The following is a 26523-nucleotide window of genomic DNA, read 5'->3' as shown; positions in this document are numbered from 1 at the left end:
CGGGGCGGAGCCCATCAGAACGTCGGGGGAACCGCGCCCTCTTCGCCGTCGAAATCGACGGAGCTGTACTCGCGCAGCTTCTCGAGACGGTGGTACGCGTCGATCATGCGAACGGTGCCGGACTTGCTACGCATCACGATGGACTGCGTGCTGGCGCCGCCGCCGTAGTAGCGGACGCCGCGCAGGAGGTCACCGTCGGTGACGCCGGTGGCGCAGAAGAAGACGTTCTCGCCCGAGACGAGATCTTCGGTGGACAGGATCCGATCGAGATCGTGACCGGCGTCGATGGCCTTCTGACGCTCTTCGTCGTCGGTGGGGGCCAGCTTGCCCTGCAGCGATCCACCCATGCAGCGCATGGCTGCTGCGGCGATGATGCCCTCTGGCGTTCCGCCGATGCCCACGAGCATGTCGGTGCCGGACTCCGGACGCGCTGCGGCGATCGCGCCGGCAACGTCACCGTCGGAGATCAGACGGATACGAGCGCCGGTGTCGCGAACGTCCTGGATCAGCTGGTTGTGACGCGGGCGGTCCAGGATGCAGATCGTGATGTCGGAGACCGACGCCTTCTTGACCTTGGCCACGCGCTTGATGTTCTCGGCGATCGGTGCGCTGATGTCGATGACATCTGCGGCATCCGGCCCGACAGCGATCTTCTCCATGTAGAACACGGCCGACGGATCGAACATCGCGCCGCGCTCGGCAACAGCCAGAACAGAGATCGCGTTGGGCATGCCCTTGGACATCAAGGTGGTGCCGTCGACCGGGTCGACGGCGAAGTCACAGTCGGGGCCGTCGCCGTTTCCGACCTCTTCGCCGTTGAACAGCATCGGCGCTTCGTCCTTCTCGCCTTCACCGATGACGACGATGCCGCGCATCGAGACTGAGGAGACGAGCTGACGCATGGCGTCGACGGCTGCTCCGTCGCCGCCTTCCTTGTCGCCGCGGCCTACCCAGCGGCCGGCAGCCATAGCACCGGCTTCGGTGACTCGGACCAATTCGAGTGCGAGGTTACGGTCCGGGGTCTCACGATGAGTGCTGCTGGCCGTCATGTGCGGTGCCTCCTGGCGCGGTCGCGGTCGACGGGGTGTGTCGACGCAGTGGTTTCTTCAGGCGTCATTGTCCCAGATGGGAGCGGCTACGTGCGCTGTCGGGTCGCCGCAGAGACGTTTTGTCTCGCTCGAGGGGGACCGGGAATCGTATCTACTGCGGAGTACCTGGATACTGGGGGTGTGGCATCGAAGAAACCCCGCATTCTCGAAGACAACAAAGACATGGTCTGGTCTCTCGTACCGTTGGTGCTGTTCTGCATCATCATTGCGGGCATCGCCAGCCAGTGCACGTTCAGTCCTGGCGGCCCGACACAGGGGCCTATCCCGAGCGTCGACGTGGACGCAGCTCTGAACTACGACGCGAAGGAACTCGGATTTCCCATCCGTAATCCCGGTGTTCCGGACGGGTGGACTCCGAACTCCGGCAGTCGCAAGATCATCTCCGGCGACGGCGGCGGAGATTCGAGCACTGTGGGATTCATCACGACCAGTGGTCGCTACATCCAGCTGACACAGAGCAACGCCGAGGAATTCCCGTTGGTGTCACATGTTGCCGGTGGACAGCGATTCGCGACCGGAGTCGAGACCGTCGGTGCCGATACGTGGAACGTCTTCGGCGGCGAAGGTGTCGAGTCGATCTGGGTCACGGACGTCGGGGATGTTCGCCTGTTGCTCACGGGCGCGGCGACGCCGGAAGAGTTCCGGATTCTTGCCGAGAAGGTCGGCGCAGCGCAGCCGATCACGCCATAGGATTTGCGGTCGGAGCGGACGCTACTCGTCCGCTTCGGCCAGAGCCTTTTCGACGCGGGCCCTCGCGCCGGCCAAGTGCTCTTCACAGCGCTTGGCCAACGCTTCGCCTCGCTCCCACAGTGAGAGTGACGCGTCGAGGTCCAGACCGCCCTGTTCGAGAATCTTCACGACGCTCACCAGTTCGTCCCGGGCTGCTTCGTAGCCGAGTTCGTTGATGTCGGTGTCGGTGGCGTTGCTCATTTTTCTCTTCCCATCACTGCGGCGCGAACGGCGCCGTCTGCAAGTCGAACTCGAATCTGGGTACCGGGTGGCGCGTCCTCGACCGAGCGCAGAACCTCCGGATCGCCATCGGCGACAACACGTTGCACGACTGCGTACCCGCGGGCCAGCGTCGCGGCGGGGCCCAGCGTGGTGAGCCGGGCGCGCAGATGCTCGATCGTTCGGGACTCGGTGTCGATCAACCGAGTCACATCGCGTCGCCCGGCGGCTTGGAGCCTTTCGACCTCCTCGGCGCGACGGTCCACCGCGAGCAGCGGCGATGCCATGACCGGTCGAGTGCGCAACTGTTCGATCAGATGAGACTCACGCTTGACCCAGCTGCGCAGTGCCGCAGCGCTGCGGTCACGCAGATCCGCAACCAGGGCAGCTTCCGCAACCGCGTCGGGTACGACGCGCTTGGCCGCGTCCGTGGGTGTGGCTGCGCGCAGGTCGGCGACGTGGTCACTGAGCGGGCTGTCCGGCTCGTGTCCGATGGCACTGACGATGGGCGTCGTGCAGGCCACGATGGCGCGGCACAGCGCTTCGTCGGAGAACGGCAGGAGATCCTCGACGCTTCCGCCGCCGCGAGCGAGGATGATGACGTCGACTACCGGGTTGGCGTCGAGTTCCTTCAGCGCTTCGATGATCTGGGGAACAGCAGTCGGACCCTGAACCGCGGTGTTACGCACTGCGATGGCAACTGCTGGCCAACGACGATGGGCGACTGAGACGACATCCTTCTCGGCCGCACTGGCTCGGCCCGTGATCAGGCCGATCGTGCCGGGCAGAAACGGAAGCGGCCGTTTGAGCCGCGGATCGAACAAGCCCTCGGCGGCGAGCAAGGCGCGCAGTCTCTCGATGCGGGCAAGCAGCTCACCGATACCCACGGCGCGAATCTCGGTGACACGCAACGACACCGTTCCGCGTCCGGTGTAGAACGAGAGCTTGCCGAACATCACGACTCGCGAGCCCTCGGTCAACGGCACCGGGGAGTTGTGCAACAACTGCGGTGAGCACGTGATCGACAGCGACATGTCTGCCGACGGATCACGCAGGACGAGAAAGGCCGTTCGGGTGCCGGGTCGTGCATTGATCTGGGTGATCTGACCTTCGACCCAGATACTGCCGAGCCGATCGATCCAGCCGGCGACCTTGGCGGAAACCGTGCGGACCGGCCACGGCTGCTCAGCGCTACTGGCGCCGGACGATCGCTGCGATGAAGCGGGGGGCGTTGCGGAAGTCACTTTGCCTTGGCTGTGGTGATGCGGTTGGTGAGCATGGTCTGGAACGGTGCGCGAGCGAGCGTCGCATTCTCGTAGTCCAGGACTGCGGTCAGCTCGTCGATGCTGAGCGTCCGGATGCGCGCACGGAGCTGTGCGAGTGTGAGGTTGGGGTAGTCGAGTTCGGTGACGATCTCGGGCTCTTCGGCAGGTCCGTCCGTCGTAGCTGCCGTGGATTCGGACTCGGCGACGGGTGCGGGTTCCTCGATGGGGGCAGTCGGCTCGAGCGAGTAGAGCGCGAAGCGACCGGCGTTGGTCGGGGTGTCAGCGGTGGTCGATCCGGTGGAAGGCGTCGGGTCAGCAGGCGCATCGACGTCTTCGTCGAAGACCGCCCACTCGGGCTGTTCGTCCTCGGAAGACCAGTTGATCAGTGCAAATGCCTGATCGCCCTTGATGGCCAGCGAGGTGATCGACTGCTGCACGCGCATGCTTGTCTGCAGCATCTGGCTCACGGCGGTCATCGGCAGGGCGACGGCGGTGGTGGGCAACTTCTTTGCCTCTTCCATCGCGGTGACGGCGAGTCCCGCGGCAACGCGCGCCACGAACGGTGGTCGGATCATTCCCACAGCTTGCCGCAAAGCTCCGACAATCGGTAGCCGACTTGCCTGTGACGGCTGTACTCGTTTACTTCGGAACCTTCGATCGGAGCCCGAAACCGAGGTGTTCACGTTTGCCGGAGTGTCTCACGTTCGAGGTGCCAGTAGGCTGGTCACATGTCTTCGGCTGTTCCTCTCAATCTCGGTATCGCGCACTCGGCTGATTCGCCGTCCACCCGCAAGGGCAGCGCCAAGCGCGTGCTCCTCGCCGAGCCTCGCGGCTACTGCGCCGGCGTCGACCGCGCGGTCGAGACCGTCGAGAAGGCCCTCGAGAAGCACGGCGCACCCATCTACGTGCGTAAGGAGATCGTCCACAATCGCCACGTCGTCGAGACGCTCGAAGATCAGGGCGTGATCTTCGTCGACGAAACCGACGAGGTTCCCGAGGGATCGTTGCTCGTGTTCTCGGCGCACGGTGTGTCGCCGGCCGTCCACGACTCGGCTGCCGAGCGGAACCTGCGAACGATCGACGCGACGTGCCCCCTGGTCACGAAGGTGCACCAGGAAGCGAAGCGATTCGCCCGCGACGATTACGACATTCTGCTCATCGGCCACGAAGGCCACGAGGAGGTCGAGGGCACCGCAGGTGAGGCTCCCGATCACGTCACCATCGTCGACGGCCCGGATTCGGTCGACGCGGTCACGGTTCGTGACGAGTCGAAGGTCATCTGGCTTTCCCAGACCACACTGAGCGTCGACGAGACGATGCAGACCGTCGCGCGCCTGCGTGAGCGCTTCCCCAATCTGCAGGACCCGCCGTCCGACGACATCTGCTACGCCACGCAGAACCGTCAGGTCGCGGTCAAGGCGATGGCTCCCGAGTGCGATCTCGTGATCGTGGTGGGTTCGCGGAACTCGTCCAACTCGGTTCGCCTGGTCGAGGTCGCGCTCGGGGCGGGCGCTGCCGCGTCGTACCTGGTCGACTACGCCCGTGAGGTCGATCTCGCGTGGCTCGAGGGTGTCCAGACAGTCGGCATCACGTCAGGCGCATCGGTACCCGAGGTGCTCGTGCGCGGCGTGATCGAACTTCTTGCCGAGCACGGATACAACGACGTTCAACCCGTCACCACTGCCAACGAGACTCTGGTGTTCGCCCTTCCCCGTGAATTGCGAGCAGCGCGCACGTCCTGAATCAAGAAAATGCGGGGCACCTTCCATCTGGAAGGTGCCCCGCATTTTTTGTGCTACCGGGCGCGTCTGTTCAGGGCTCTTCGCGATCGCGGTACCGAACTCGCGGCGGCGGATACGCGGGAAGATCGACTCCGGGTGGGCGGCGGCGAGGGGGCAGCGGCGGCGATACGTCGTCACCCGAAGCGAAGAAGGGCTCCATCCGCTCCTCACGTCTGGGCGACGGAGTGGGCTCGGGCGCCCGGCGGCGACCGTACGACGGGTAGTCGTCGTCTGCCACGGGCCGACTGTCGGGCTGGGGGCGACGCGTAGGCGGTTGGTGCGTGCGATCGACCCTGGGTGGCTGAGGGCTTCTCCGAGGCGGCAGCGGACGCTCGTCCTGGATCGGCTCGCGCCTGGGGGTGCTTCGGTAGGCGGGCTGCTCGTCCACCTCGGGGGCGCGGCGACGCGGGGGCCCGGGGACGGGCGCGTCCGAGACTCTGCGTCGACGCCCGGTCTCGGGTGCGGGTTGTTCTCGCGTGGCAGCCGCAGAGGAGTCACGAGTGGTGGCCGCCGAGCGGCGGGAGCGGGTCGAGCGCGCGGGCCCGGTGGGGCGCTGATTGAGCAGGAAGTACCGGAAGCCACCGATGATCAGCACGACCACGGTTGCGGCCAACATGATCGGAAAGCGGTTGACCAACGGGTACGCGATGTTGATCGCGATATCGCGCAGCGCGGTGCTGTTGTCCTTGCCGATGAGCGTGTGCCCGATCGGCACCGCAGCGAAGAGCAGCAACGGCGGTTGGGCCATCGCGGTGAAGAGGGCCTTGTTCGAAGCGGCAACCACAGCGAAGAGACAGCCCAGGAAGTAGAACGTCGAGAACACCGCGGTGAGCTCTCCGCCGCCTCCGGTGGCATCGATCAGTACGCCGACGGCGGTCACACCGGCAGCAAGCAGGATCACTCCCCACCAGGGCAGGCCGGGGACGGTCACGATGAGCGATCGCTTGTCCAGCGGTACCCCGGAGCGAGCACGTTGGGTTGCAGACACATAACGACATTAGCGGTTCTTGCGTTGTCGGCCGTGTTTGTGCGGGTCGTGGCTGGCGCATTTATCGACGCGATGGCGCGATGGTTTCGGGTTCTTCGTCAAACGAACCGGACGGATTGTGTGCAGGGTCACCGGACGCTCGTGGGTTGGGGCACACCGACGAAGCCGTCAGCGTGGGAGATCGGCGGTGTCGGTGGGCTGCTCTACCGTCGGATTCATGAAGATTCTGCACACCTCCGATTGGCATATAGGTCGCACCTTTCACGGCGTCGATCTGTTGGCCGATCAGGCGAGTGTGCTCGGTTCCATCGCAGATTCCGTCCGTGAACACGGCGTCGACGTCGTGGTCGTGCCGGGCGACATCTACGACCGCTCGATTCCCAGTTCCGACGCGGTCACCGTGTGCAATCGAGGCTTCGAGGCAATCCGGGCGGCGGGGGCGGTCATCGTCGCGACGTCCGGCAATCACGATTCCGCGGTGCGGCTCGGAGCCGGGGCATCCTTTGCCGCTGCCGGCGGCCTGCACTTGATCACTCGCGTCGGCCAGATCGGTACTCCGGTGATGCTGAGCGATCAGTTCGGGCCCGTCGCCTTTTACGGGATTCCGTACCTCGAGCCGGAGATCACGCGCGTCGAGTTGGACGTGCCCCGGGCTCGTACTCATTCCGACATCCTCGGAGCGGCCATGTCGCGTGTTCGGCGAGATCTCGCCGAACGAACGGCTGCCGACCCCGCGACTCGATCGGTATTGCTCGCCCATGCCTTCGTCGTGGGCGGTGAGGCCTCTGAATCGGAACGCTCCATCTCGGTCGGCGGAGTGGAGACCGTCGCAGTGGGCGAGTTCGACGGCGTCGACTACGTCGCCCTCGGACACCTGCATTCTCCGCAGATGCTCTCGGAGAGTGTGCGGTACTCGGGTTCACCGTTGCCGTATTCGTTCGGTGAACGCAGCCACCGTAAGGCGGCGCTGCTGATAGAACTCGACGCAGCCGGCCTGTCGTCGGTGCAGCGCCTGGATCTCCCGGTCATTCGGGGGCTGAGCCAGGTGACGGGAACTCTCGAGGAACTACTCGGTGAGTCGAAGTACACCGATTCCGAGCAGTGCTACCTCTCCGCATTGCTCACTGATCCGGTTCGTCCCGTCGATGCCATGAGGCAACTTCAGGCGCGTTTTCCCTTTGCCGTTCATCTCGAATGGCAAAGGCCGGAAGGGCAATCGGATCTCAAGTACCGTGACGCGGTACGGGGTCGATCCGACATGGAGATCGCCCGCGGCTTTGTCTCGGCAGTGCGTAGTGACCCGTCCGAGCGTGAGGTCACGCTGATGGCCGAAGCGCTCAGCGCTGCCGCGCGCGCCGAGGAGTCCACGGTAGAACTGAGTGAAACCGCGTGAGGCTGCACAAACTCGAAGTCAGCTCTTTCGGGCCCTTCGCCGACACGGTCGAAGTCGACTTCGACCGTTTGGGTGCAGACGGGCTGTTCCTTCTGCACGGCGACACCGGTGCAGGCAAGACCACGATCCTCGACGCGGTTGCGTTTGCCCTGTACGGGCGGGTGCCGGGTGCGCGCAACGAGGGCAAGCGATTGTTGTCCGATCACGCGCCCGCCGGTTCGGTGCCGCGCGTGGAACTCGAAGCGACCATCAGTGGTCGCAGAATCAAACTTGTTCGTAGTCCAGAGTATTCGCGTCCGAAGAAGCGCGGGACCGGTTCGATCACAGAGAATGCAAAGGCCACACTGACGTGGTTGGACGGCCGCGGCGAGAATCTTTCGCGCATCCCTGACATCGGTGACGAGATCAACCGCCTCATGGGCATGAGCGCTGATCAGTTCTTCCAGGTGGTGCTCTTGCCGCAGGGTGAGTTCGCCAAATTCCTGCGTGCCGAGAGTGACGAGCGAGGCAAACTGCTCGAGCGTCTGTTCGACACCAAGCGTTTTGTCTCCGTCGAGGCATGGTTCGACGCCAAGCGAAAGGCAAGTGCGACCGCGCTCGCGGCAAGGGAGCAATCCGTGCGGCTGCTGCTCGCGAAGGTCGAGACAGCTGCGGGACTCGAGGTAGGCGCCGAGGCACACCCACTGGAATGGTCGCGCAAACTCCTCGCCGAGGCTCAGGACACCCGCGATACAAGTCTTGCGGAGCTGGTGACCGCGAAAGATGCAGCAGCCGAGGCTAATCGGGTGCTCACCGTTGCGCAGCGAACCGCAGATCTGGTCGCTCGCCGTAATCGTGCGACCGCTGAACTCGCAGTATTCAATACGGGCGCCGCCCAAAGAGCTGTGATCGGCGCTGAACTCGAGACAGCCAAGCGCGCACTGCCGGTGGCCGCTGTCGCCGGCGATGTGGACGCTGCCGGCTTGCACCTCGCTGCCGCAGTCGAATCGATGACCGCAGCGATGTCGACCTACTCCGCAACGGGCGGTCCGGAGATTTTCGTGCCGGAGGTGTGGCCACCCACCGACGACGAGCGTCAACGCGTCGTAGCTCGGATCCGGACCTGGCGTGACGAGATCGTTCGCCTGGACGCAATGGCGGAGGATGCCCGCAGAGCCGATGCGGCAGAAGCCGAGATCGAGAAACTCGGAGTTCGGCGAGACGCTCTGTCCGAGCGCATCGATGCCATCGCGGTTGAACGCACTCAACTGCCAGAAATGGTGCGCTCGGCCGGCCAACGACTGGAGGATGCGCAACGCGCGCACGCGGCTCTGCCCGGCCTCGAAGCTGCACTGGCCAAAGCATCGGATGCTGCGGCAGCGGCTCATGAATTCGTCTCTCTGCGTGCGCAAGCCGAGAAGATTCGTGTGCAGGTGTTGGATGCGCGCGACGCCCATCAGAGTGCTCGCGGGCGCTGGCTCGACCTCGTGCAGAAGCGTATCGAGGGCATGGCTGCGGAGTTGGCGAGTTCACTCGCGCCCGGTGACCCATGCCAGGTGTGTGGTTCGCGTGAACACCCTGCGCCGGCGCAGTCTGATGTCGTGACGGTCACCGAGCCCGATCTGGAAGTCGCGTCCGCAGCCGAGCGTGCGGCCGAGAAAGCCCTGAGCAAGGTAGTCGACCGCCAGGTAACCGTCGACCGTGACATCGACCGGGTGATCGCCCGCGGCGGGGACGGCGACGTCGCAGAACTCGACAGGCTCCGCGCCGCGGCACGGAACGCCGTTGACGAGGCGACCCACTCTGCCGGTCAGGTTGGAGGGTTGGCCGACAAGCTCGGGCATCTCAACGAGCGTGACGGCGAGCTGCAACAGGAATCCGCTTCTCTGACGGCCGAATTGGCGGCACTGACCGAGCGTACGACGACTCTGTCGGCCACGGTCGAGCAGATTCGAGCGGCGATCGTCGCTGCGGTGGGAGAAGATTCGACCATCGCTGCTCAGCGCTCGCGGTTCGAAAGGCTTGCCTCCGCTGCCTCGGCGGCGTCTGAGATGCGTGACGACGCCGTTCGTGCGCAGGCGCGATCGGCGGAACTGTCGACCAAACTGGCCGCTGCGGCGGCCGCTGCTGGATTCGATTCGGTCGAGGCTGCGATCGAAGGGGTGAGATCGCCGGCCCGAATCGCAGCGATCGAAACGGAACTCGCCAAAGCACGCGACCTCGAGGTGGCCGCTCGGACGGTCCTCGACGACCCCGAGGTCGTTGCGGTGAGCGAAGTCGAGACAGTCGACGTCGACGGTCCTCGCGAGCGTGCTCTTCAGTGCGCCGAGGTGGTGAACTCGGCTGTTGCAGCTGCTTCCCTGGCCGAGAACCGTGTGTCGGATCTCGAACGGTTCAGCGGACAACTCGAGAAGGCATACGAAGCGGTTGCACCTGAGCGTGAACTGCACGACGAACTCGCGGCGCTTGCCGACGTGATCGCCGGCAAAGGTCAGAACAGTCGCAAGATGTCGCTGCGAGCGTATGTGCTCGCGTCGCGGTTGGAAGAGATCGCCGTGTCGGCATCGGTTCGGCTGCAGCGGATGTCCGGGGGCAGATACGAGTTCGTGCACAGTGACGAGGCAGGTTCTCGGGGTCGCCGCGGCGGTCTGGGGCTCGACATCCGGGACGACTTCACGGGTGTCGTTCGCTCGGCGAAGACGCTCTCGGGCGGTGAATCATTCTTGGCGTCGTTGTCTTTGGCTCTCGGACTTGCCGATGTGGTTGCGGCGGAGTCCGGCGGAATCGTTCTCGACACGATGTTCATCGACGAAGGATTCGGCACTCTCGACGCCGACACCCTCGACTCGGTGATGGCTGTGTTGGACGAGCTTCGCGACGGTGGACGAGTGGTGGGCATCGTCAGTCACGTGGACGAGATGAGGCAGCGAATCCCGAGTCGCCTGCACGTCATTCGCGGACGTGCAGGCTCCTCGGTGAAGGTGATCGCGGGCTGATCAGGCCTTTTTGTTCTCTACCTCTGACTCGGCGTCGTCGTCTTGATCCTCGAGGATGTCCGACGCATCGCCGGCGGGCATCGGCTCGTTGTCGCTTGCGCGTTCGTCGATCTGCTCGCCGATGTACCGGATGACAACTGCTGCCACAGCGGCGACGGGCACTGCGAGGAAGGCGCCGACGATGCCGTACAGCGAGCTACCGGCGGCCACGGCAAGCAGCACGATGACGGCGTGGAGTTTCATCGACTTGCTCTGCAGCACAGGCTGAAGGACGTTTCCTTCGATCTGCTGAACGGCCAGGATGATGATCAACACGATGATGGCGGTGGTGAGACCGTTGGCCACCAGCGCAACCAACACGGCCAGGGCGCCGGCGACAAAGGCACCGACGATCGGGATGAAGCCACCGATGAACGTGAGAATTGCCAGCACCGGTGCCAGCGGGACCCCGAGTATCAGCAATCCGGCGCCGATGAAGACCGCGTCGATCAGACTCACCAGTGCTTGTGTCCTGATGAATCCGCCGAGCGTGTCCCACATGCGGGTGAGGACCTCTTCGAGATGCCGACCGGCACGGCCGCCGCCGACAGCGTGGAGCCAGGGGATGAACCTCGGTCCGTCCTTGATGAAGAAGAAAGCGAGAATCAGGACCAAACCGAGCGTGACCAACAACGAGCTCGCTGTGCTCACGCCGCTGAAAACGCCTGAAGCGATGGCGGTTCCACTTTCCTGCACCTTGGTGATGACGGCATGGACGGCGTTGTCGATCTGGTCGTCCTTCAGGTTCAGCGGCGGACCCTGGAGCCAGTCCTGAACCTGGTTGATGCCCTCGGTGGTCTTGTTCGCGAGCTCGGGGGCCTGGCTGACCACTGACGGAACGATGCCGGCGATCACACCGGCCAGGATTCCGATCGAGAGCACCAGGGTGATGCCGGCCGCCGCGGCCGGTGGCATCCCGCGCTTGATCATGCCGCGGGTCGGCGGCCACATGACTGTCGCAACAACGATAGCCAGAGCCACCGGCAGGATGATGACCCAGAGCTTTTCGATCAGCCAGCCGAAAATCCAGGCGCCCAGCGAAATCGACGCCAACACCAACGACCATTTTGCGAGCCACATACCCCCTTGCCCGATGATCTCGCCGCGGTCGCGCTTGCGCACCCCTGCGGACGTCCCCTTGTCTTGCTCGCTCACTGATCGTCCTTTCCGTCGGCGCAGGGATCTCCTCGCCGATGTGCGAATCCGGTGATCTAGCTGAGCTGATCGTAACGACTGCATGCGATAACTCGTGTGTTGCGCTGCAATACTGTGTTTTGAAGCATGCTGATCGGACTAACATTTCCGTCATGAGAATCGCAGCAGCAGTCGGGGCAGCAGCAATCGTCGTTCTCGGGCTCACCGCGTGTAGCACCGAGGATCAGGACAACGCGCAGAACAAGATCAGCGAGGCAGTCACGAGCGGGCAACAGGCGCTCGAGACGGCGAAACAGTCAGCGGGCAACGCCATCGATCAGGGCAAGACGGCGCTGTTCGTCGCCACGTTCCGTGGGGCTTACGCACCGTTGGCGGAGAACCGCGACGACGCAGACATCGAGGAGATCTTGACGACCACGTGTACCGAGGTCGCCAACGGCACTGACGAGGCGGAGGTCAAGACCAAGATCACCGACCTGGCCGAGAACAACGGCAACAAGCCCACCGACGAGCAGGCCGGCCACATTTACGAACTCGCGAAGGCCACCTGCCCCTGACCGGATTCAGCAGCAGCGGGCGCCTGGGTTGGCGTCGGCTGCTGCGTGACGGCGGCGCCAGAACTCTCGTTCGCTGATCACCGGTGAGTCGGCGTGGTGGCGTCGGGTGTGCTCGACGTAGCGCTGATAGTCGAGATCACCCATCACCGAGCGAACCCACCACAGCGTTCCGCGGAACGCTGTGGTGAGTTTTGCCGTCATGGTCGCCGTCGTCATGGTCAGTGCCCACCTCCGTGTGCGGCGCCGGGCGCCCGGACTTTCCCGGCTTTGATCAGCTCGTCCCATTCTTTCTGGATTTCCTTCTCCGCGGGCGTCGGAATGAAGCTGGCGGGTCCGAAGATTTTCGACGGTTCTTCCGGGGACTCGGTGGTCGGCAGCCCGCCCGCTCGGATTGCCTTGGCACATACGATGATCCCGGCGATGACCACGACGATCACCAGTGACGCGAAGATGATCGACAACGTGCCCTGGATGAAGGTGTTGCGAATGACGGCATCGATGGCCTCCGGAGTCTTCGCGGAACCGTGCGCCGTCTCGCCGGCAGCCTTCGCGTCCTTGAACACGTTGTGCTGAGCCCAGTACCCGATCGCGGGGTTGTCGGAGAAGATCTTCTGGTACGACGCGGTCATGGTTACGACCAGGTCCCACACCAGCGGCACGCCGGGAATCCAGGCCCATTTGAACAGGCCCTTCTTCATGACGATCGTCATGACCACCGTCAGTGCGATCGCGGCGAGTAGCTGGTTGGCGATGCCGAAGAGCGGGAAGAGTGTGTTGATTCCGCCCAGCGGATCGGTGACACCCATGAGCAGAATCGCGCCCCAGGCAGCGACGACGATCAGCGAGCACAGCCACGCGCCGATGCGCCACGACGGGTCCTTGAACTTCTTCGCCGGACCGCCGAAGTTGCCGAGCGAGTCGGAGAGCATGAATCGAGCGACGCGGGTGCCGGCATCGATCGTGGTGAGGATGAAGAGCGCCTCGAACATGATCGCGAAGTGGTACCAGAACGATTTCAGCGAGTCGCCGCCGAAGACGTCGCTGAGCACTTCGGACATTCCGAACGCGAGCGTCGGGGCGCCGCCGGTTCGCGAGATGATCGATTCTTCGCCGACGGCCTCGGCTGCCTGAGTCAGCACGTCCGGTGTGATGGGGGCAGTGCCGAGGGGCAGATTGTTGACGTATTCGGCTGCGGTTTCCGGTGTTCCACCGGTCAGTGCCGCGGGAGCGTTGAGTGCGAAGTACAGGTGCTGATCGAGGATGCAGGCGGTGACCAGAGCCATGATCGCGACAAACGATTCGGTCAGCATGCCGCCGTACCCGATCATCTTGGTCTGGCTTTCCTTCTCGAGCAGCTTTGGCGTCGTACCTGACGCGATCAGTGCGTGGAAGCCCGAGAGCGCGCCACAGGCAATGGTGATGAACAGGAACGGGAACAGTGAACCGGCAAAGGCCGGGCCTTCGCCGTTGGAGGCGAACGGCGTCACTGCCGGCATGTTCAGCGCGGGTCGTGCGACCAGAATTCCGATGGCCAGCAGCGCGATGGTGCCGACCTTCATGAACGTCGACAGGTAGTCGCGCGGTGCCAGGAGCAGCCAGACCGGCAGCACCGATGCGGCGAATCCGTACGCGATCATCAGCCACGCGATGGTGACCTTCGAGAGTGTGAACCAGTCTGCGCCCCAACCGGTATCGGCAACCCATCCGCCGGAGACGATGGCAAGGAGAAGCAGGACGACGCCGATCAGGGAGACCTCGGAAACCTTGCCCGGCCGCAGATACCGCAGGTACACGCCCATGAACAGCGCGATGGGGATGGTCATCGCGATCGAGAACACTCCCCACGGGGACTCGGCGAGCGCATTGACGACCACAAGTCCGAGCACCGCGATGAGGATGATCATGATGACGAACACGCCGATCAGTGCGGCGACGCCGCCGACAAGGCCGAGTTCTTCGCGGGCCATCTGACCGAGGCTGCGCCCGCGGCGCTTCGACGAGATCCACAGGACCATGAAGTCCTGCACCGCCCCGGCGAACACGACGCCGACGATGATCCAGATCGTTCCCGGAAGATATCCCATCTGCGCGGCCAACACGGGTCCGACCAGGGGACCGGCACCGGCGATTGCCGCGAAGTGGTGACCGAACAGCACCCGACGGTCGGTCGGCATGTAGTCGGCGCCGTTCTCCATGATCTCGGCGGGAGTGGCGACGTCGTCGCGGGGTTTGACGATCTTGCGTTCGATCAACCGCGCATAGAAGCGGTAGGCAATCAGATAAGTGCAAATTGCGGCCAACACGAACCAGACGGCACTGATGTGTTCACCGCGGACGATCGCAATCATGTACCAGGCGCCCGCGCCGACCAGTCCGAGAACAAGGAAGACGACGCGCGCAGTCGTGGAGATGGGTGTTTTGTCGATGACGCCGACAGGTGGCAGGTCAGGATCGGTTTTCAGGTACTCGACATTTGGTTCCGGCGCAGTCGTCAAGCTCATCGTCGAACTCCGTCCACTAGTGCACGTGTGGCCGCCGTCACAGCGGGCCATCTGTCACTGTAGGACCAGAAGGGTGAATCCGCGCGATCTGAAACGCGGGAGTCGACCGACGTCAGAATCGGTGAGCGTCGGCGTCGATCCAATCGGTGAGCCAGCTCTGCGGCGGGGAGTCGAGCAGTTCGCCCGGCATCAGCCAGTCGAACAGGTCGGCATAGGTGCGAGTGGTGAGACCGTCGACGCGGCGGTTGAGCATTCCCGGTTGCAGTTGGTCGAAGGAATCGATGCCCATCGACGCGATCATCTGTTGTGCGCTGGCGACGGTTGCCTTCTGGAATCGGTAGACGCGCTCGCTCTTGTCGGGGATGTCGAGTGCGCGGGTGCGTGCCGGATCCTGAGTGGCAACGCCGACCGGGCAGCGGTTGGTGTGGCACATCTGGGCCTGAATACAGCCCACTGCGAACATCATTGCGCGGGCCGCCATCGTGAAGTCTGCGCCCTGGATGATGCGTTTGACGATGTCGGAACCGCTCGCCACCTTTCCGGAAGCGCCGACTTTCACGAGAGCGCGCAGACCGGTTCCCACCAAGGCGTTGTGCACGAGCATCAGGCCTTCGGTCAACGGCATGCCCATGTGGTCCTCGAATTCCACCGGACCAGCGCCGGTGCCGCCTTCGGAACCGTCGACGATGATGAAGTCGGGCGTGATGCCGCGTTCGATCATCGCCTTGCAGATTCCGAGGAATTCACGACGCGAGCCGACGCACAGTTTCATCCCGACCGGCTTGCCGCCCGACAGTTTTCGCAGGGTCGCGATGAAATCGACCAGTTCGACCGGAGTGCTGAACGCGGTGTGCGCGGGTGGCGAAATCACGGTCTGGCCGACGGGTACCCCGCGGGTTTCGGCGATTTCGGGGGAGACCTTGACTCCGGGAAGCACGCCACCCAACCCGGGTTTCGCACCTTGCGAGAGCTTGATCGAAATGGCCTTCACCTGGTCGGAGCCTGCGCGCTCGGCAAAACGGTCAGGATCGAATCGGCCGTCCTCGGTTCGGCACCCGAAGTACCCCGAAGCGATTTCCCAGATCAGATCGCCGCCGTGTTTGCGGTGATACGGACTGATCGCGCCTTCGCCCGTGTCGTGAGCGAAGCCGCCTTTGGCTGCGCCGGCGTTGAGGGCCTCGATTGCGTTGGCGGACAACGACCCGAAGCTCATCGCGGAGACGTTCAGGAGAGCGATGTCGTACGGCTTCGTGCAATCGCGTCCGCCGAGGCGAACTCGCGGAACGGTGTCGGGGGCGGTCCGTGCGCGAATCGAATGCGTCATGAACTCGTAGCCGATCGCATTGACGTCGCGCTCGGTCCCGAAGGGCTCTTCCGCCAGTGTTCCCTTTGCCCGCTCGTAAACCAGATCTCGCGTTTCGCGATCGAATGGCATTCCATCGGTGGATGATTCGACGAAGTACTGCTGGATCTCCGGTCGAATCTTCTCGAGGAGGAATCGCGCGTGCCCCAGGACCGGATAGTTACGGAGGATGCTGTGGGACTTCTGAGTGAGGTCGTAGGTGCCCATGGCCGCCAGCGCGAGTGTGACGACAGCGATCACCCACCATCCGGGCGAGGCGACAATTGCGAGCGCGGCGGTGCCGAGACCCACTATCCATATCAAGAGCACGATCAGCATCCGAGTCACCTCGAGAGCGTAGGCGCTCACTGTGACACGGCAGCGGTAAGTCTCCACTAGGTTCTGCGATAGAGAACCGAATCCGACTCTTTGGGGGAATGATGACCGAACCGCAATATCCGACCGACCCGCAGGATCCGAAGGAGCAGCAGTATCCGAAGGAACAGCAGTATCCGGCGGGCCAGCAGTATTCAGCCGGTCAGCAATATTCAGCAGGCCAGGAGTATCCGACGGGCCAGCAGTACCCGACCGACCCGCAGTACTCAGCCGGACAGCAGTATCCGACCGGTCAGCAGTACAGCGCGACCCAGCAGTACAGTGCCGCTCCCACGTACGCGGCGCCGCAGTACGGTCCGCCGAAGTCCAACGCGGGATGGGCCGTCGCGTCGATCATCTTCTTCTGGCCTATCGCGTTCGCCGCGTTCAACCATCTCCACGACATCTACCCGAAGTGGGCGATGGGCGATCACCAGGGCGCGCAGTACGCGTCCGAGCGGGTGAAGAAGCTCGGGCAGATTTCGCTCCTGATAGCCGTCATCTGCTGGGTGCTGTTCATCGCGTTCTACGTGATCTTCCTGGTTGCGATCGTGTCGTCCGTCGATTCGTATACCTACAACTGATCACCTGCCGCGACGTGACGGTGGGGCGAGTACCCGTCACGTCGCCGCGAGGCCGTAGAATCCACAGACCGTGAGCCTTACCCTCGGAATCGTCGGACTGCCCAACGTCGGCAAGTCCACCCTTTTCAATGCACTGACCAACAACGACGTGTTGGCAGCGAACTACCCGTTCGCGACCATCGAACCCAACGTCGGTCTGGTCGAGCTGCCCGATCCGCGGCTGCAGAAGCTCGCCGAGATCTTCGGCTCCGAGCGCATCCTCCCCGCGACCGTGTCGTTCGTCGACATCGCCGGCATCGTCAAGGGAGCGTCCGAGGGCGCAGGTCTGGGCAACAAGTTCCTGGCCAACATTCGTGAAGCGGACGCCATCTGCCAGGTAGTTCGCGTCTTCGCCGACGACGACGTCATCCACGTCGACGGCAAGGTCGACCCGGCCTCGGACATCGAGGTCATCGAGACCGAGCTCGTGATCGCCGACATGCAGACCTTGGAGAAGGCTCTCCCGCGTCTGGACAAGGAAGCTCGCAAGAACAAGGAGCTCAAGCCAGCCCACGACGAGGCGCTCAAGGCTCAGGCCTTCCTCAACGAGGGCACGACGCTCTTCAGCGTCAAGGACAAGCTCGATTTCTCGTTGCTGCGTGAGCTGAGCCTGCTCACCACCAAGCCCTTCCTGTACGTCTTCAACGCCGACGAGTCTGTGCTCACCGACGCAGCGAAGATTGCGGAATTGCGCGCATCCGTCGCACCGGCCGACGCTGTGTTCCTCGACGCGAAGGTCGAGCAGGAACTGCTCGAGCTGGACGAGGAAGATCGCCAGGAAATGCTCGACTCGATCGGTCAGACCGAGCCCGGCCTGCACGCGCTTGCACGCACCGGCTTCCACACCCTCGGACTGCAGACTTACCTGACGGCTGGTCCGAAGGAAGCTCGCGCCTGGACCATCCACAAGGGTGACACCGCTCCCCAGGCTGCCGGCGTCATTCACACCGACTTCGAGCGCGGCTTCATCAAGGCTGAAATCGTGTCCTTCGACGACCTCGTCGAGGCGGGTTCCATGGCCGCAGCCAAGGCTGCCGGCAAGGTCCGCATGGAGGGCAAGGAATACGTCATGGCCGACGGCGATGTGGTGGAGTTCCGCTTCAACGTCTAAATCAACGGCTCCTGGTCGTCACCCCACGGGCATCTCGCTGAGCGTCCGACGGGTGACGAACCGCCGCGCTCTCCCCGACAACGGATCGGTGAATTCGAGTTCCCTCGCGAGCAATTGGAGTGGGAGACAATGATCGTCTGGGGCGTCGGGCAACAGGTCGGGGTATCGCCGGTCGCCCAGAATCCCGGCGCCGAGGGCCGCCAGATGCACCCGCAACTGGTGCATCCGTCCGGAGCGCGGACGTAGAACCGTGTGCAGCACAGCACGTCCGGAGGCACTCACACCCATCCCTCGCGCCTCGATCATGGTCTCGGAGTTGGGTTCACGGCTGTCGTCGACGACGACTCGCAACTCGCCGCGTCGAGCTTCGATGTGGTTGCGGTAAACGAGAGGGACGTCGAGCGCTGGTGCATCCCGGCCCCGCCGGGTCGGTCGCGCCGACACCGCCTCGTAGACCTTCGTGACCTGACGCTTCTCGAACAGTGACTGGTACGCGCCGCGCGTCGCGGGGCGGGCCGAGAACATCACCACCCCTGCGGTGCCGCGGTCGAGTCGATGGATCGGGGTCAGATCTGGGTTGTCGAGACGAACCCGCAGGCGGACGAGCGCCGACTCACGCAGGTATCGCCCGCTCGGAGTGGTCGGGAGAAAATGTGGCTTGTCGATGACGACGAGATCGTCGTCGGTGTGCAGGATCTCCTCGTGGAACGGCACCGGGTCCTCCGCCGGCAACTCACGGTAGTACCAGACGAACCGGTGCGCGCTGAGTTCTGTGTTCAGGCAGATCGAGTGGCCGTCGGTATCCACGAACTCGCCGTCGTCGAACCGCCGATACAGGTTCTCGGCGTCCAGATGGTCGAACTTGGCTACGACGTACTCGGCGATCGTCGCCCACGGCCCCGAGAGCGGGATGCGTAGGCGCGTCGGGCCAACCCCGTTCTTGACGGGCAGCGGTGGGGACATGGACACGCAGGTCATCATCCCATCGACTACTGGTCAGCGGTGATTCGGTGTGGCCTCGACGGGGACGTCCCCGCGGGGACGCGGAAACCGAACTCACAGCGGTGGTCGGTGTAGATCGTCTACTCGAAAATCAGTGGCGCGGAAGAGATGCGGGCCCGTATGGTTCGGCAGAGAAAGATCGCAGTCGAAAAGCACTGCGGGCCATACCTTCTGTAGCTCAATTGGTGAGAGCACCCGACTGTGACTCGGGCGACGGCGGATCGTAACCGCCCAGAGGGACCAGCTCAGATACGGTTGAGGTCGGGCCTCTAGGCGCAGAGGCCGGCGGCCCTTTGCCTGCACAGTTGTCGAACGAGCCTGAGCCGGTATTCCCTGAATCGCCGGACCGCATTCCAGTCACCCGCCATTTCCGCGTCGGCAAGTAGGTATTCGCAGTTGTCCAACTGATCCTTCAAAGACATCATCAGAATTCACCTCCGATCACCCGAGCAAGTACCTGTCCAGGATGCGGCCGACGGGACCCCGGGGACATCGGCCGTAGTACCTGTTCAGGTACCTGCTTCGGTGCGCGGTGGAGGCTACTTCTTGACCGCAGGTGCAGGTAGTGGCATGCCTCGCTCGGCCAGAACGGCTCGGAGACGATCGGGGTAGTCGGTGATGATCCCGTCGACACCGAGGTCGATCAGGGCGTGCATGGTGGCGGGATCATCGACGGTCCACGGGATGACCTTCATGCCACGCGCATGTGCGCTCGCGATCATGTCGGCTGTCGGATAGAGGGTGAAACCGGGATCCCCGACCTTTCCGCCCTGCGGAGTTCCTTGGACGGGGGAGTAGGCGGAGGCACCAAAGGTTGCTACCGCCGCGATGCCGTCGCCACCGAAATCATCGATGTCCAGACCGCCGAGCCACGGTGACGCTCCGTCCTTGCCTACCTGGAGAAAGTCGCCGTTTGTGAGCGCAACGACGGGGACACTCGGCGCGAGTTGACGGGTGAGCATGAGCGAGCCCCAGTCGAAGCTCTGAATGGTGACGCTGTCCAACAATCCGGCTGCCCGGATCGTATCGAGGACTACAGAGACGAACTGCTCACGCGGGGCGGTCTCGTGAGGCGCTCCCGCTTCCACCTTGGTCTCGATGTTGAGCTTGATTCCGGGTGCGTTGTACGACTTCACCAGGGCAAGCACTTCTTCGAGCGTCTGCATTTTCGCTCCCGGAACATTCTGCTGTTCAGGGTATCCGGCAAGGGGGAGAGTGCCGCAGTCCATGGTCTTGATCTGCTGCAGGCTCAGCGTGTTGACGAATTTGCCGACGTACGGGAACTCCGGGTCACCCGCAGTTGCGGGCTCGGTGTCGAGGCATTTCTTGTTCGAGATCTTACGATCGTGCGTGACGACAGCGATCCCGTCCTCGGTGATCTGGGTATCGAGTTCCAGTGTGCTGACGCCCATTTCGAGGGCATTCGCGAACGCGGCCAGGCTGCTTTCCGTGTACAGGCCGAGCCCGCCGCGGTGGGCTTGGACGTCGAACGTCGAAACCGGCTGGGGCGCTGAACTACCGAACGAACCGGACCAGTCGAGACTGCCGGTTGGCGATGCGGCGGCCGGGGCCGCCAGGGCGGTGAGGGGGAGTGCGACGGTCACGGCGGCGCACGACAATATTCTGCTCAGTTGCATGAAAGGAACGTAGAGGCGTCGAATGGCTCGCCGGGGTTCGCTAGGTAAACTAACGGTAAAGGTCAGGCCGCGTGAATGCGCTGCCCGACGCCGCTCGCGTGGACCTTCATCCACGACGCCAGAAGCTCACACCCGGTCAGTCCGCTCTCGTCGAGAGGTTCGATCGCGTAGCTGATGTGTCTACCGCCGCGAGGGTTCTTGAGCTGAAATCGGTTCAGGTTCAACTTCGTCGGCAGGTAACCAAGTACTTCGAGGAACGCGGTGCGAATGCGTCGTAGATCGGTACGCCACTGTTTGGGACTGAAACGAGTCTTCTGCGCATTCTGGAAAGCATTGCTACGAAGTAGTTCCCAAACCTTTCCTGCCCACACGCGTGCCTGCGAGAAGGACATCCAGCGCGTCAAGTCTGCGATGTCGCGAATGTAGCTGTCGTCGCTGGCATTACAGATCATGTCCTGCGGGTGCCCGATCCACTTGACCGGAATCCACGGCTGGATATCGGGTCCGTCGCCGGCAACTCCGTGTCCCTCACAACCTTCGATCACGCCTGCCGGTTGTTGAGGATCGGAGATCAGTCCGACTCCGATGATGTTGGCGCGGTTCAGCGTCGGAAGAGCCGAGCGGATCACGGTGCATCCCTGTGAGTAACCGATCAGCATGACCGGGCCGTCTGTCTGTGCGATTTCGGCGGTGAGGGCCTTCACACCCATCGCGGTGCTGTGCCGAAAGCTCAGGCCACCGTCGGCGACCGGACCGTACGACGCGGGATAAGCGACCCAGCGAGAATCGAATCGACTGTCGAGTTCGTCGGTGACGGCACTGAGGAGTCCGCGCACACGGGCGCCGTGGTCGCCGACGTGGGATTCGCCGGTGCCGCCAACTGCAAGAACGGTTACCTCAGCCATGTCAGCGATCATCCACGTCGATTCTGAGAGGTCTGCATCCAAACCCTGAGAAGAGACTGGCAATCCGTTGTACTGCGAAATCGTTATCGAGCGAGCACCATTTACCCATGACGACGCCGAATCGTTCATCCAGACGAAAAGTGTCCGTTGTCGGTGCGGGAAGTGTCGGCACCGCAATTGCGTATGCGTGCCTGATACGCGGATCGGCCGACGCGCTCGCCCTCTACGACACCAACAGCGCAAAGGTCCGGGCCGAAGTTCTCGATCTCAACCACGGCACCCAGTTCACACCGCCGTGCACTGTCGACGGAGGCGATGACATCTCGGTCACCGCGGGATCCGACTTGGTCGTCGTCACCGCGGGCGCCAAACAGCATCCCGGTCAGTCGCGGCTCGAACTTGCCGCGGTGAACGTCAAGATCGCGCAGACACTGACCGAACAACTGTTGGCGGTGTCACCGGACGCGGTCCTTCTCTTCGTCACCAACCCGGTCGACGTGGCGACCTACGCAGCGATCCAGGCTGCGGGACCGTCGTACCGCGGCCGAATTTTCGGATCTGGGACCGTGCTGGACACGGCCCGATTGCGATTCCTGCTGGCTACCGAACTCGGAGTCGCGGTGGAGAACGTTCATGCCTTCATAGTGGGCGAGCATGGGGATTCCGAGATTCCGCTCTGGTCGAGCGCAACCATCGGCGGAGTGCCGGCAACCTCGTTCGTGGGACCGTCGGGTGGCGTCCTCGGCCCCGACCTACGCGCGAAAGTAGCGAAGTCTGTAGTCGAGAGTGCTTACGAGATCATCGAGGGTAAGGGTGCGACCAACCTCGCCATCGGATTGTCGAGCGCATTCATCGCGGAAGTCGTGTTGCGGGACGAACAACGGGTTCTGCCGGTGTCGACTTTGCAGAGCGGCGTCCACGGACTCGAGCACGTTTGCCTGTCCCTTCCCACGATGGTTGGTCGTGCTGGTGCCGGCCGAGTCCTCGAAGTGCCGCTATCGAAAATGGAGGCTTCGGGGCTCCGATCTTCTGCCCGGACATTGCGAGAGGTGCAGGAATCCCTGGGATTGTGAATATCTGTTCTCCTTGATATCCGACATATAGGATCAACAAATGATCAGCTTCCTGATTCGCGCCGCGATCTTCCTGGGTTCTGCCGCTGTCGGGCTTCTAGTTGCGTCGTTGATTCTTTCGGGCTTCTCGGCGCCCACATCCGGATTCATCGTTGCGGTCGTGATCTTTGCGATTGCGCAGTCGGTCCTGGCGCCGTTCATCGCCACGGTGGCAAAGCGCCATGCACCGGCATTTCTCGGCGGAATCGGATTGGTGTCGACATTTGTCGCGCTGTTGGTGGCGTCGCTCTTCTCCAATCTGTCGATCTCCGGTGTCTCGACGTGGATTCTGGGAACCGTCGTCGTGTGGCTTGTAACCGCCGTTGCGACGTTGGTTCTTCCGTTGTTGTTCGTGCGTAAGAAAGTTCAGGAGAAGAAGGCACAGTGACGCGCCCGAACATCGGCATGGACTACACAGTCCTGGACTGCCCGGATCCGGCTGCATTGGCCAACTTCTACGTCCAGGTCCTCGAGTGGAAAAGTGTTCGCGACGAGGATGATTGGCACGTGATCGAAGGGCCCGGCGGGGGGCGGCTCGCATTTCAGCTCGCTCCGGATTTCGTTCCGGTGGACTGGCCGACCTCCGGTGTCGGGATCCATCTGGATCTGTTCGTGGATTCTCTCGACCCCGCCGAGGCTTGGGTGATCAGCCTGGGTGCGCAGCGGGTGACCGACATTCCGGAGCATCAGACTTTCCGCGTGTACCGCGACCCGGTCGGTCACTATTTCTGCCTGTGCCTGCGGGACTGAGTGTCGACTCGCTCCGATCTCGTCGACCGTGGATAATTCCGAACACTTGTCACGCCCGAGAATTGGAGATCGACGATGGCTTCGCAGAATTCCAACGAATTCCTGGTAGAACGTACGACGATCGTCAAGGCAGAAGCACCGGTCGTCTTCGCGTTGATCAACGATTTCCATCAGTGGACTCAGTGGTCGCCGTGGGAAGGTCTCGACCCGGCGATGCAGCGGACGTACGCGGGGCCTGACGCGGGCGTCGGGGCTTCGTACGCCTGGGCGGGAAACAAGAAGGCGGGCTCCGGTTCGATGGTGATCACCGAATCCGTCCCGAATGAACGAGTAGTTTTGGACCTGGCCTTCCTCAAGCCGTTCAAGGCGCAGAACGTCACCACGTTTCTCATCTCGCCGAATTCCGGTGAAGTTCAGGTGACGTGGAAGATGACCGGAAAGAAGAATCTGTTCTTCAAGATCTTCGGTTTCATCTTCAGCATGGACAAGCTTGTCGGAAAGGATTTCGAGAAGGGCCTGTCCCAGCTGAAAGCTGCTGCAGAAAAGAGCTGACAAGCCGGTGGTACCGTCTCCCGGTGTTACGGATGACGCCCACCGATGCCCAAACCTTCTGGATTTCGGAGAAGATCCCGAACGATCAGCTGCTGCTCTACTGTTTCGACGGGCAGAGCCAGCACATGGACGAGCTACGACGCTCGGCGGTGGAAAGAGCGTCGCTCATTCCGGATCTCAATGTTCGGATTCGTGAATCGCCGTGGCACCTCGACTATCCAGTGTGGGAGCCCATGCCGGTCGACGCCTCCTTGGTGAGAGTGCATGAGCTGCCCGAAAACTCGTGGCTCTCGTGCATTCACGGAATCGAGAAACTACTCGAGAACCACATCGACCCGCGCGAGTCCCCGTGGACGCTGCACCTGTTTCACGGCGTCACCGGCGTGCCGCGCTGCAGTGGCCCGGCGCTGATCGCAGTTCTGCAGGTCGCTCATTCTCTGGCGGACGGCAAACGCGCGTCGGCGATTGCTCGCCAACTGTTCTCGCCGCAACCGCCCGCGAAGCAGAAGACGGACGTGCGGCGTAGCGGATCAGCCGAGATTCTGGGCCGCGCCGCCCTGCGCCTTCCGGGCCAACTCGTTTCGCTGTTCCGCGACGGCCGGGCGGGGCACCGCGCGCAGTTACAGCTGCAGGCGGACACCGAATCGGGAGTTGTTGCGCCGCAGGCGGCGAGCCGTCCGAAGGTGCGCTCGAACATCCCTCCCGGACCGCACCGACTGGTGCGCATGGTCGTGCGGGACAGCGCCGATTTCCGTGGCGACGGCGTATCCGTCACAGTCGGAGCGATGACAGCCATCTCGGTAGCGATGGCGAACTACCTCACCGAGCGAGACGGCTCGGTACCGCCCGAATTGGGAGCTGAGGTGACCATCGCCAAGGCAGGTACACCCACGGCGCGCAATCACTTCCGCAATGCAGGTGTCGGTCTGTTCCCGGAAGTCGATGATCTTCGTGAGCGAGCCCAACTGATCAAGGAGTCGATGGACGAGCGTCGCGCACGTGCGTCCCATCCATCCAGCGCAGCGTCGGATCTCGCGCTGAACGCGGTTCCCGGCCCGCTGGTCCGTTGGGGCGTGCAGCAATACGATTTCACGGCAGTACCCGACGATGTCACTGGAAACACCGTGGTGTCGAGTGTCGCGCGCGGTGACGCGGATCTGGTGCTCGGAGGCGGCGTCGTTCGGTTCACAGCGGGCGTCCCGAGTTTGTCGCCGGTCATGTCGTTGACCCACGGCGTACACGGGATCGGGGACACTGTGACGATCAGCATCACCAGCAGTCCGGCCTCGATTCCGGACATCGATGTGTACGAGCAGATGATGCACGACGCGATCGACGAGGTGCGCGAAGCGCTGTCGTGACGGCCTGATGTACTGGCTGCATGGGATTCACGCGCGCCGAACTGGAATCGTTCCGAGACGCCGAGATCGAGGATCTGATCGGGCCGGATTGCCGGCTGTTGTTCGTCGGTATCAACCCGGGACTGTGGACGGCGGCGACCGGCGCGCATTTCGCCAGACCGGGTAATCGGTTCTATCCGGCACTGCTGCGGGCAGGCATAATCGAGCATGCGATCGATCCTTCCGCGGGTATGTCGGACGCTGACACACAGCATCTGATCGATCGGGGAGTGGGCATCACCAATTTGGCGGTGCGGGCAACTGCGCGCGCCGATGAATTGACGTCGGAGGAACTCGCAACTGGCGGAGTTCGGGTCCGAAACATCGTGCGCGCAACCAATCCAGTAGTCGTTGCCTTCGCCGGAATCACCGCCTATCGAACAGCTTTCGGTGACAAGAAGGCGAAGGCTGGGCGTCAGGACCGTGATTTCGAGGGGACAAAACTCTGGATCGTGCCCAATCCCAGCGGCCTCAACGCACACGAGACGGTGGACACCTTGGCAGCGAAGTATCGTTCCGCCGCATCCGAAGCCGGAATTCTCTGAGAGAAGTCGCAGTTCCGTTCGGCCAGAACAAGGTACAAGTTAAAGTGCTTGTATGTCTGTTCTATACAACGTCTTTGTAGTGATTCACCTACTCGGCATGGCTGCCCTGGTCGGTAGCTACTTCTCCGTCCTCAAGGCTCCTTCGATCACCGAGGTCATGGTGTGGGGTGCCAGGATGCAGTTCGTGTCCGGCCTGATCATCGTCGGGTTGGGCGAAGGCGCCCTGGACAAGAACTACATTCACGCGAAGATCGCTGTGAAGCTGGTGCTTTCGCTGGTCATCGTGGCGCTTGCCGAGATCACCCGGGCGAAGCAGAAGAAGGGCGAGCCCAATCCGAATCTGGTACACGTCGTCGGCGGTTTGTCGATCGTGACCGTCTTCGTGGCCGCGCTCTGGACCTGACAAAGACACAAAAGAGCCCCGGCGATCGAAACTCGCCGGGGCTCTTTGCTGTTGA

The 26523-nt window shown here is 63.1% G+C and carries 26 protein-coding genes and 1 tRNA gene; 15 read left to right on the top strand and 12 right to left on the bottom strand.

What is annotated here, in order from left to right:
• Window positions 1-14: 14 nt before the first annotated feature.
• A complete protein-coding gene (glpX, locus tag P0M12_RS03260; RefSeq protein ID WP_003945202.1) occupies window positions 15-1049 on the bottom strand; it encodes a class II fructose-bisphosphatase in 1035 nt (344 codons plus the stop codon).
• A 180-nt stretch (window positions 1050-1229) separates the two neighbouring features.
• On the opposite strand from glpX, the gene P0M12_RS03255 reads away from it, so the two are divergent.
• Window positions 1230-1799 (top strand): DUF4245 domain-containing protein, encoded by a 570-nt coding sequence (locus tag P0M12_RS03255; RefSeq protein ID WP_003945206.1) that lies wholly within the window; start codon window positions 1230-1232, stop codon window positions 1797-1799.
• 21 nt (window positions 1800-1820) lie between these two features.
• Here P0M12_RS03255 and P0M12_RS03250 read toward each other — a convergent pair whose 3' ends face one another.
• Genes P0M12_RS03250 through P0M12_RS03240 form a run of 3 tightly spaced genes read right to left on the bottom strand, consistent with a single transcriptional unit; the run spans window position 1821 to window position 3897 of the window.
• A complete protein-coding gene (locus P0M12_RS03250) occupies window positions 1821-2039 on the bottom strand; it encodes an exodeoxyribonuclease VII small subunit (RefSeq protein WP_003945276.1) in 219 nt (72 codons plus the stop codon).
• Window positions 2036-3301 carry an exodeoxyribonuclease VII large subunit gene (gene xseA, locus P0M12_RS03245; RefSeq protein WP_007726351.1) on the bottom strand — a complete coding sequence of 422 codons (1266 nt, stop codon included), beginning with the start codon at window positions 3299-3301 and terminating at the stop codon, window positions 2036-2038. Before xseA ends, P0M12_RS03250 begins: the two co-directional genes overlap by 4 nt.
• A complete protein-coding gene (locus tag P0M12_RS03240) occupies window positions 3298-3897 on the bottom strand; it encodes a lipid droplet-associated protein (protein ID WP_030536251.1) in 600 nt (199 codons plus the stop codon). The genes xseA and P0M12_RS03240 overlap by 4 nt, the downstream gene beginning before the upstream one ends.
• A 153-nt stretch (window positions 3898-4050) precedes the next feature.
• Between P0M12_RS03240 and P0M12_RS03235 the strand changes: the two genes are divergently transcribed.
• A complete protein-coding gene (locus P0M12_RS03235; protein ID WP_003945273.1) occupies window positions 4051-5064 on the top strand; it encodes a 4-hydroxy-3-methylbut-2-enyl diphosphate reductase in 1014 nt (337 codons plus the stop codon).
• Between the two features lie 70 nt (window positions 5065-5134).
• Here P0M12_RS03235 and P0M12_RS03230 read toward each other — a convergent pair whose 3' ends face one another.
• Window positions 5135-6091, bottom strand: a complete 957-nt coding sequence (locus P0M12_RS03230) for a DUF6542 domain-containing protein (protein ID WP_042448843.1) — start codon at window positions 6089-6091, stop codon at window positions 5135-5137.
• A gap of 217 nt (window positions 6092-6308) precedes the next feature.
• Here P0M12_RS03230 and P0M12_RS03225 point away from each other — a divergent pair, with 217 nt between their 5' ends.
• Complete coding sequence (locus P0M12_RS03225; protein ID WP_054826655.1) at window positions 6309-7484, top strand: exonuclease SbcCD subunit D; 1176 nt, start codon at window positions 6309-6311, stop codon at window positions 7482-7484.
• Window positions 7481-10459, top strand: a complete 2979-nt coding sequence (locus tag P0M12_RS03220; RefSeq protein ID WP_277377442.1) for an SMC family ATPase — start codon at window positions 7481-7483, stop codon at window positions 10457-10459. Before P0M12_RS03225 ends, P0M12_RS03220 begins: the two co-directional genes overlap by 4 nt.
• Here the strand turns inward: P0M12_RS03220 and P0M12_RS03215 are convergent, their stop codons facing one another.
• Window positions 10460-11653: an AI-2E family transporter gene (locus P0M12_RS03215; RefSeq protein ID WP_003945249.1), complete on the bottom strand. Its 1194-nt coding sequence runs from the start codon at window positions 11651-11653 to the stop codon at window positions 10460-10462.
• A gap of 152 nt (window positions 11654-11805) precedes the next feature.
• On the opposite strand from P0M12_RS03215, the gene P0M12_RS03210 reads away from it, so the two are divergent.
• Entirely contained in the window at window positions 11806-12210 is a 405-nt protein-coding gene (locus tag P0M12_RS03210; RefSeq protein ID WP_003945253.1) for a hypothetical protein, read from the top strand.
• Between the two features lie 6 nt (window positions 12211-12216).
• Here P0M12_RS03210 and P0M12_RS03205 read toward each other — a convergent pair whose 3' ends face one another.
• The 3 genes from P0M12_RS03205 to P0M12_RS03195 all read right to left on the bottom strand — a co-directional run bounded on the left by P0M12_RS03205 (window position 12217) and on the right by P0M12_RS03195 (window position 16401).
• Complete coding sequence (locus P0M12_RS03205) at window positions 12217-12411, bottom strand: YbdD/YjiX family protein (protein WP_030536248.1); 195 nt, start codon at window positions 12409-12411, stop codon at window positions 12217-12219.
• A gap of 17 nt (window positions 12412-12428) precedes the next feature.
• The gene (locus tag P0M12_RS03200; RefSeq protein WP_007726338.1) at window positions 12429-14711 is read right to left on the bottom strand and encodes a carbon starvation CstA family protein; all 2283 of its coding nucleotides are present in this window, start codon (window positions 14709-14711) and stop codon (window positions 12429-12431) included.
• Window positions 14712-14823: 112 nt separating this feature from the next.
• On the bottom strand, window positions 14824-16401 hold the full coding sequence (locus P0M12_RS03195; RefSeq protein WP_277377908.1) for an FMN-binding glutamate synthase family protein: 1578 nt from the start codon (window positions 16399-16401) through the stop codon (window positions 14824-14826).
• An 89-nt stretch (window positions 16402-16490) separates the two neighbouring features.
• On the opposite strand from P0M12_RS03195, the gene P0M12_RS03190 reads away from it, so the two are divergent.
• Together P0M12_RS03190 and ychF are read left to right on the top strand one after the other, a co-directional pair.
• A complete protein-coding gene (locus P0M12_RS03190) occupies window positions 16491-17012 on the top strand; it encodes a CD225/dispanin family protein (RefSeq protein WP_030244403.1) in 522 nt (173 codons plus the stop codon).
• Between the two features lie 70 nt (window positions 17013-17082).
• A complete protein-coding gene (gene ychF / locus P0M12_RS03185) occupies window positions 17083-18162 on the top strand; it encodes a redox-regulated ATPase YchF (RefSeq protein WP_003945278.1) in 1080 nt (359 codons plus the stop codon).
• A gap of 18 nt (window positions 18163-18180) precedes the next feature.
• Here ychF and P0M12_RS03180 read toward each other — a convergent pair whose 3' ends face one another.
• Complete coding sequence (locus P0M12_RS03180) at window positions 18181-19143, bottom strand: pseudouridine synthase (protein WP_047270325.1); 963 nt, start codon at window positions 19141-19143, stop codon at window positions 18181-18183.
• A 188-nt stretch (window positions 19144-19331) separates the two neighbouring features.
• Between P0M12_RS03180 and P0M12_RS03175 the strand changes: the two genes are divergently transcribed.
• Window positions 19332-19407, top strand: a tRNA-His gene (locus tag P0M12_RS03175).
• A gap of 296 nt (window positions 19408-19703) precedes the next feature.
• Here the strand turns inward: P0M12_RS03175 and P0M12_RS03170 are convergent.
• Window positions 19704-20801, bottom strand: a complete 1098-nt coding sequence (locus P0M12_RS03170) for a glycerophosphodiester phosphodiesterase family protein (RefSeq protein ID WP_179090764.1) — start codon at window positions 20799-20801, stop codon at window positions 19704-19706.
• A 62-nt stretch (window positions 20802-20863) separates the two neighbouring features.
• Window positions 20864-21706, bottom strand: coding sequence for a PE-PPE domain-containing protein (locus P0M12_RS03165; RefSeq protein WP_047270355.1), 843 nt, complete (start codon window positions 21704-21706; stop codon window positions 20864-20866).
• 107 nt (window positions 21707-21813) lie between these two features.
• Between P0M12_RS03165 and P0M12_RS03160 the strand changes: the two genes are divergently transcribed.
• From P0M12_RS03160 to P0M12_RS03130, 7 genes are all read left to right on the top strand, one after another.
• Entirely contained in the window at window positions 21814-22779 is a 966-nt protein-coding gene (locus tag P0M12_RS03160; protein WP_047270326.1) for an L-lactate dehydrogenase, read from the top strand.
• A gap of 40 nt (window positions 22780-22819) precedes the next feature.
• Window positions 22820-23206, top strand: a complete 387-nt coding sequence (locus P0M12_RS03155; RefSeq protein ID WP_003945275.1) for a phage holin family protein — start codon at window positions 22820-22822, stop codon at window positions 23204-23206.
• Entirely contained in the window at window positions 23203-23568 is a 366-nt protein-coding gene (locus tag P0M12_RS03150; RefSeq protein WP_047270327.1) for a VOC family protein, read from the top strand. Before P0M12_RS03155 ends, P0M12_RS03150 begins: the two co-directional genes overlap by 4 nt.
• A gap of 75 nt (window positions 23569-23643) precedes the next feature.
• Entirely contained in the window at window positions 23644-24120 is a 477-nt protein-coding gene (locus tag P0M12_RS03145) for an SRPBCC family protein (RefSeq protein ID WP_007726321.1), read from the top strand.
• Between the two features lie 32 nt (window positions 24121-24152).
• Entirely contained in the window at window positions 24153-25481 is a 1329-nt protein-coding gene (locus tag P0M12_RS03140) for a WS/DGAT domain-containing protein (protein WP_277377441.1), read from the top strand.
• Window positions 25482-25501: 20 nt separating this feature from the next.
• Window positions 25502-26065 carry a mismatch-specific DNA-glycosylase gene (locus P0M12_RS03135; RefSeq protein ID WP_064075346.1) on the top strand — a complete coding sequence of 188 codons (564 nt, stop codon included), beginning with the start codon at window positions 25502-25504 and terminating at the stop codon, window positions 26063-26065.
• Between the two features lie 52 nt (window positions 26066-26117).
• Window positions 26118-26468 (top strand): hypothetical protein, encoded by a 351-nt coding sequence (locus P0M12_RS03130; RefSeq protein ID WP_277377440.1) that lies wholly within the window; start codon window positions 26118-26120, stop codon window positions 26466-26468.
• Window positions 26469-26523 lie beyond the last annotated feature (55 nt).

The organism is Rhodococcus sp. RCBS9, from assembly GCF_029457415.1.
Taxonomy (GTDB): Bacteria; Actinomycetota; Actinomycetes; order Mycobacteriales; family Mycobacteriaceae; genus Rhodococcus_F; species Rhodococcus_F qingshengii.
Note: the sequence above shows the minus strand (reverse complement) of the source record. Positions and strands in the feature narration are given on the sequence as shown.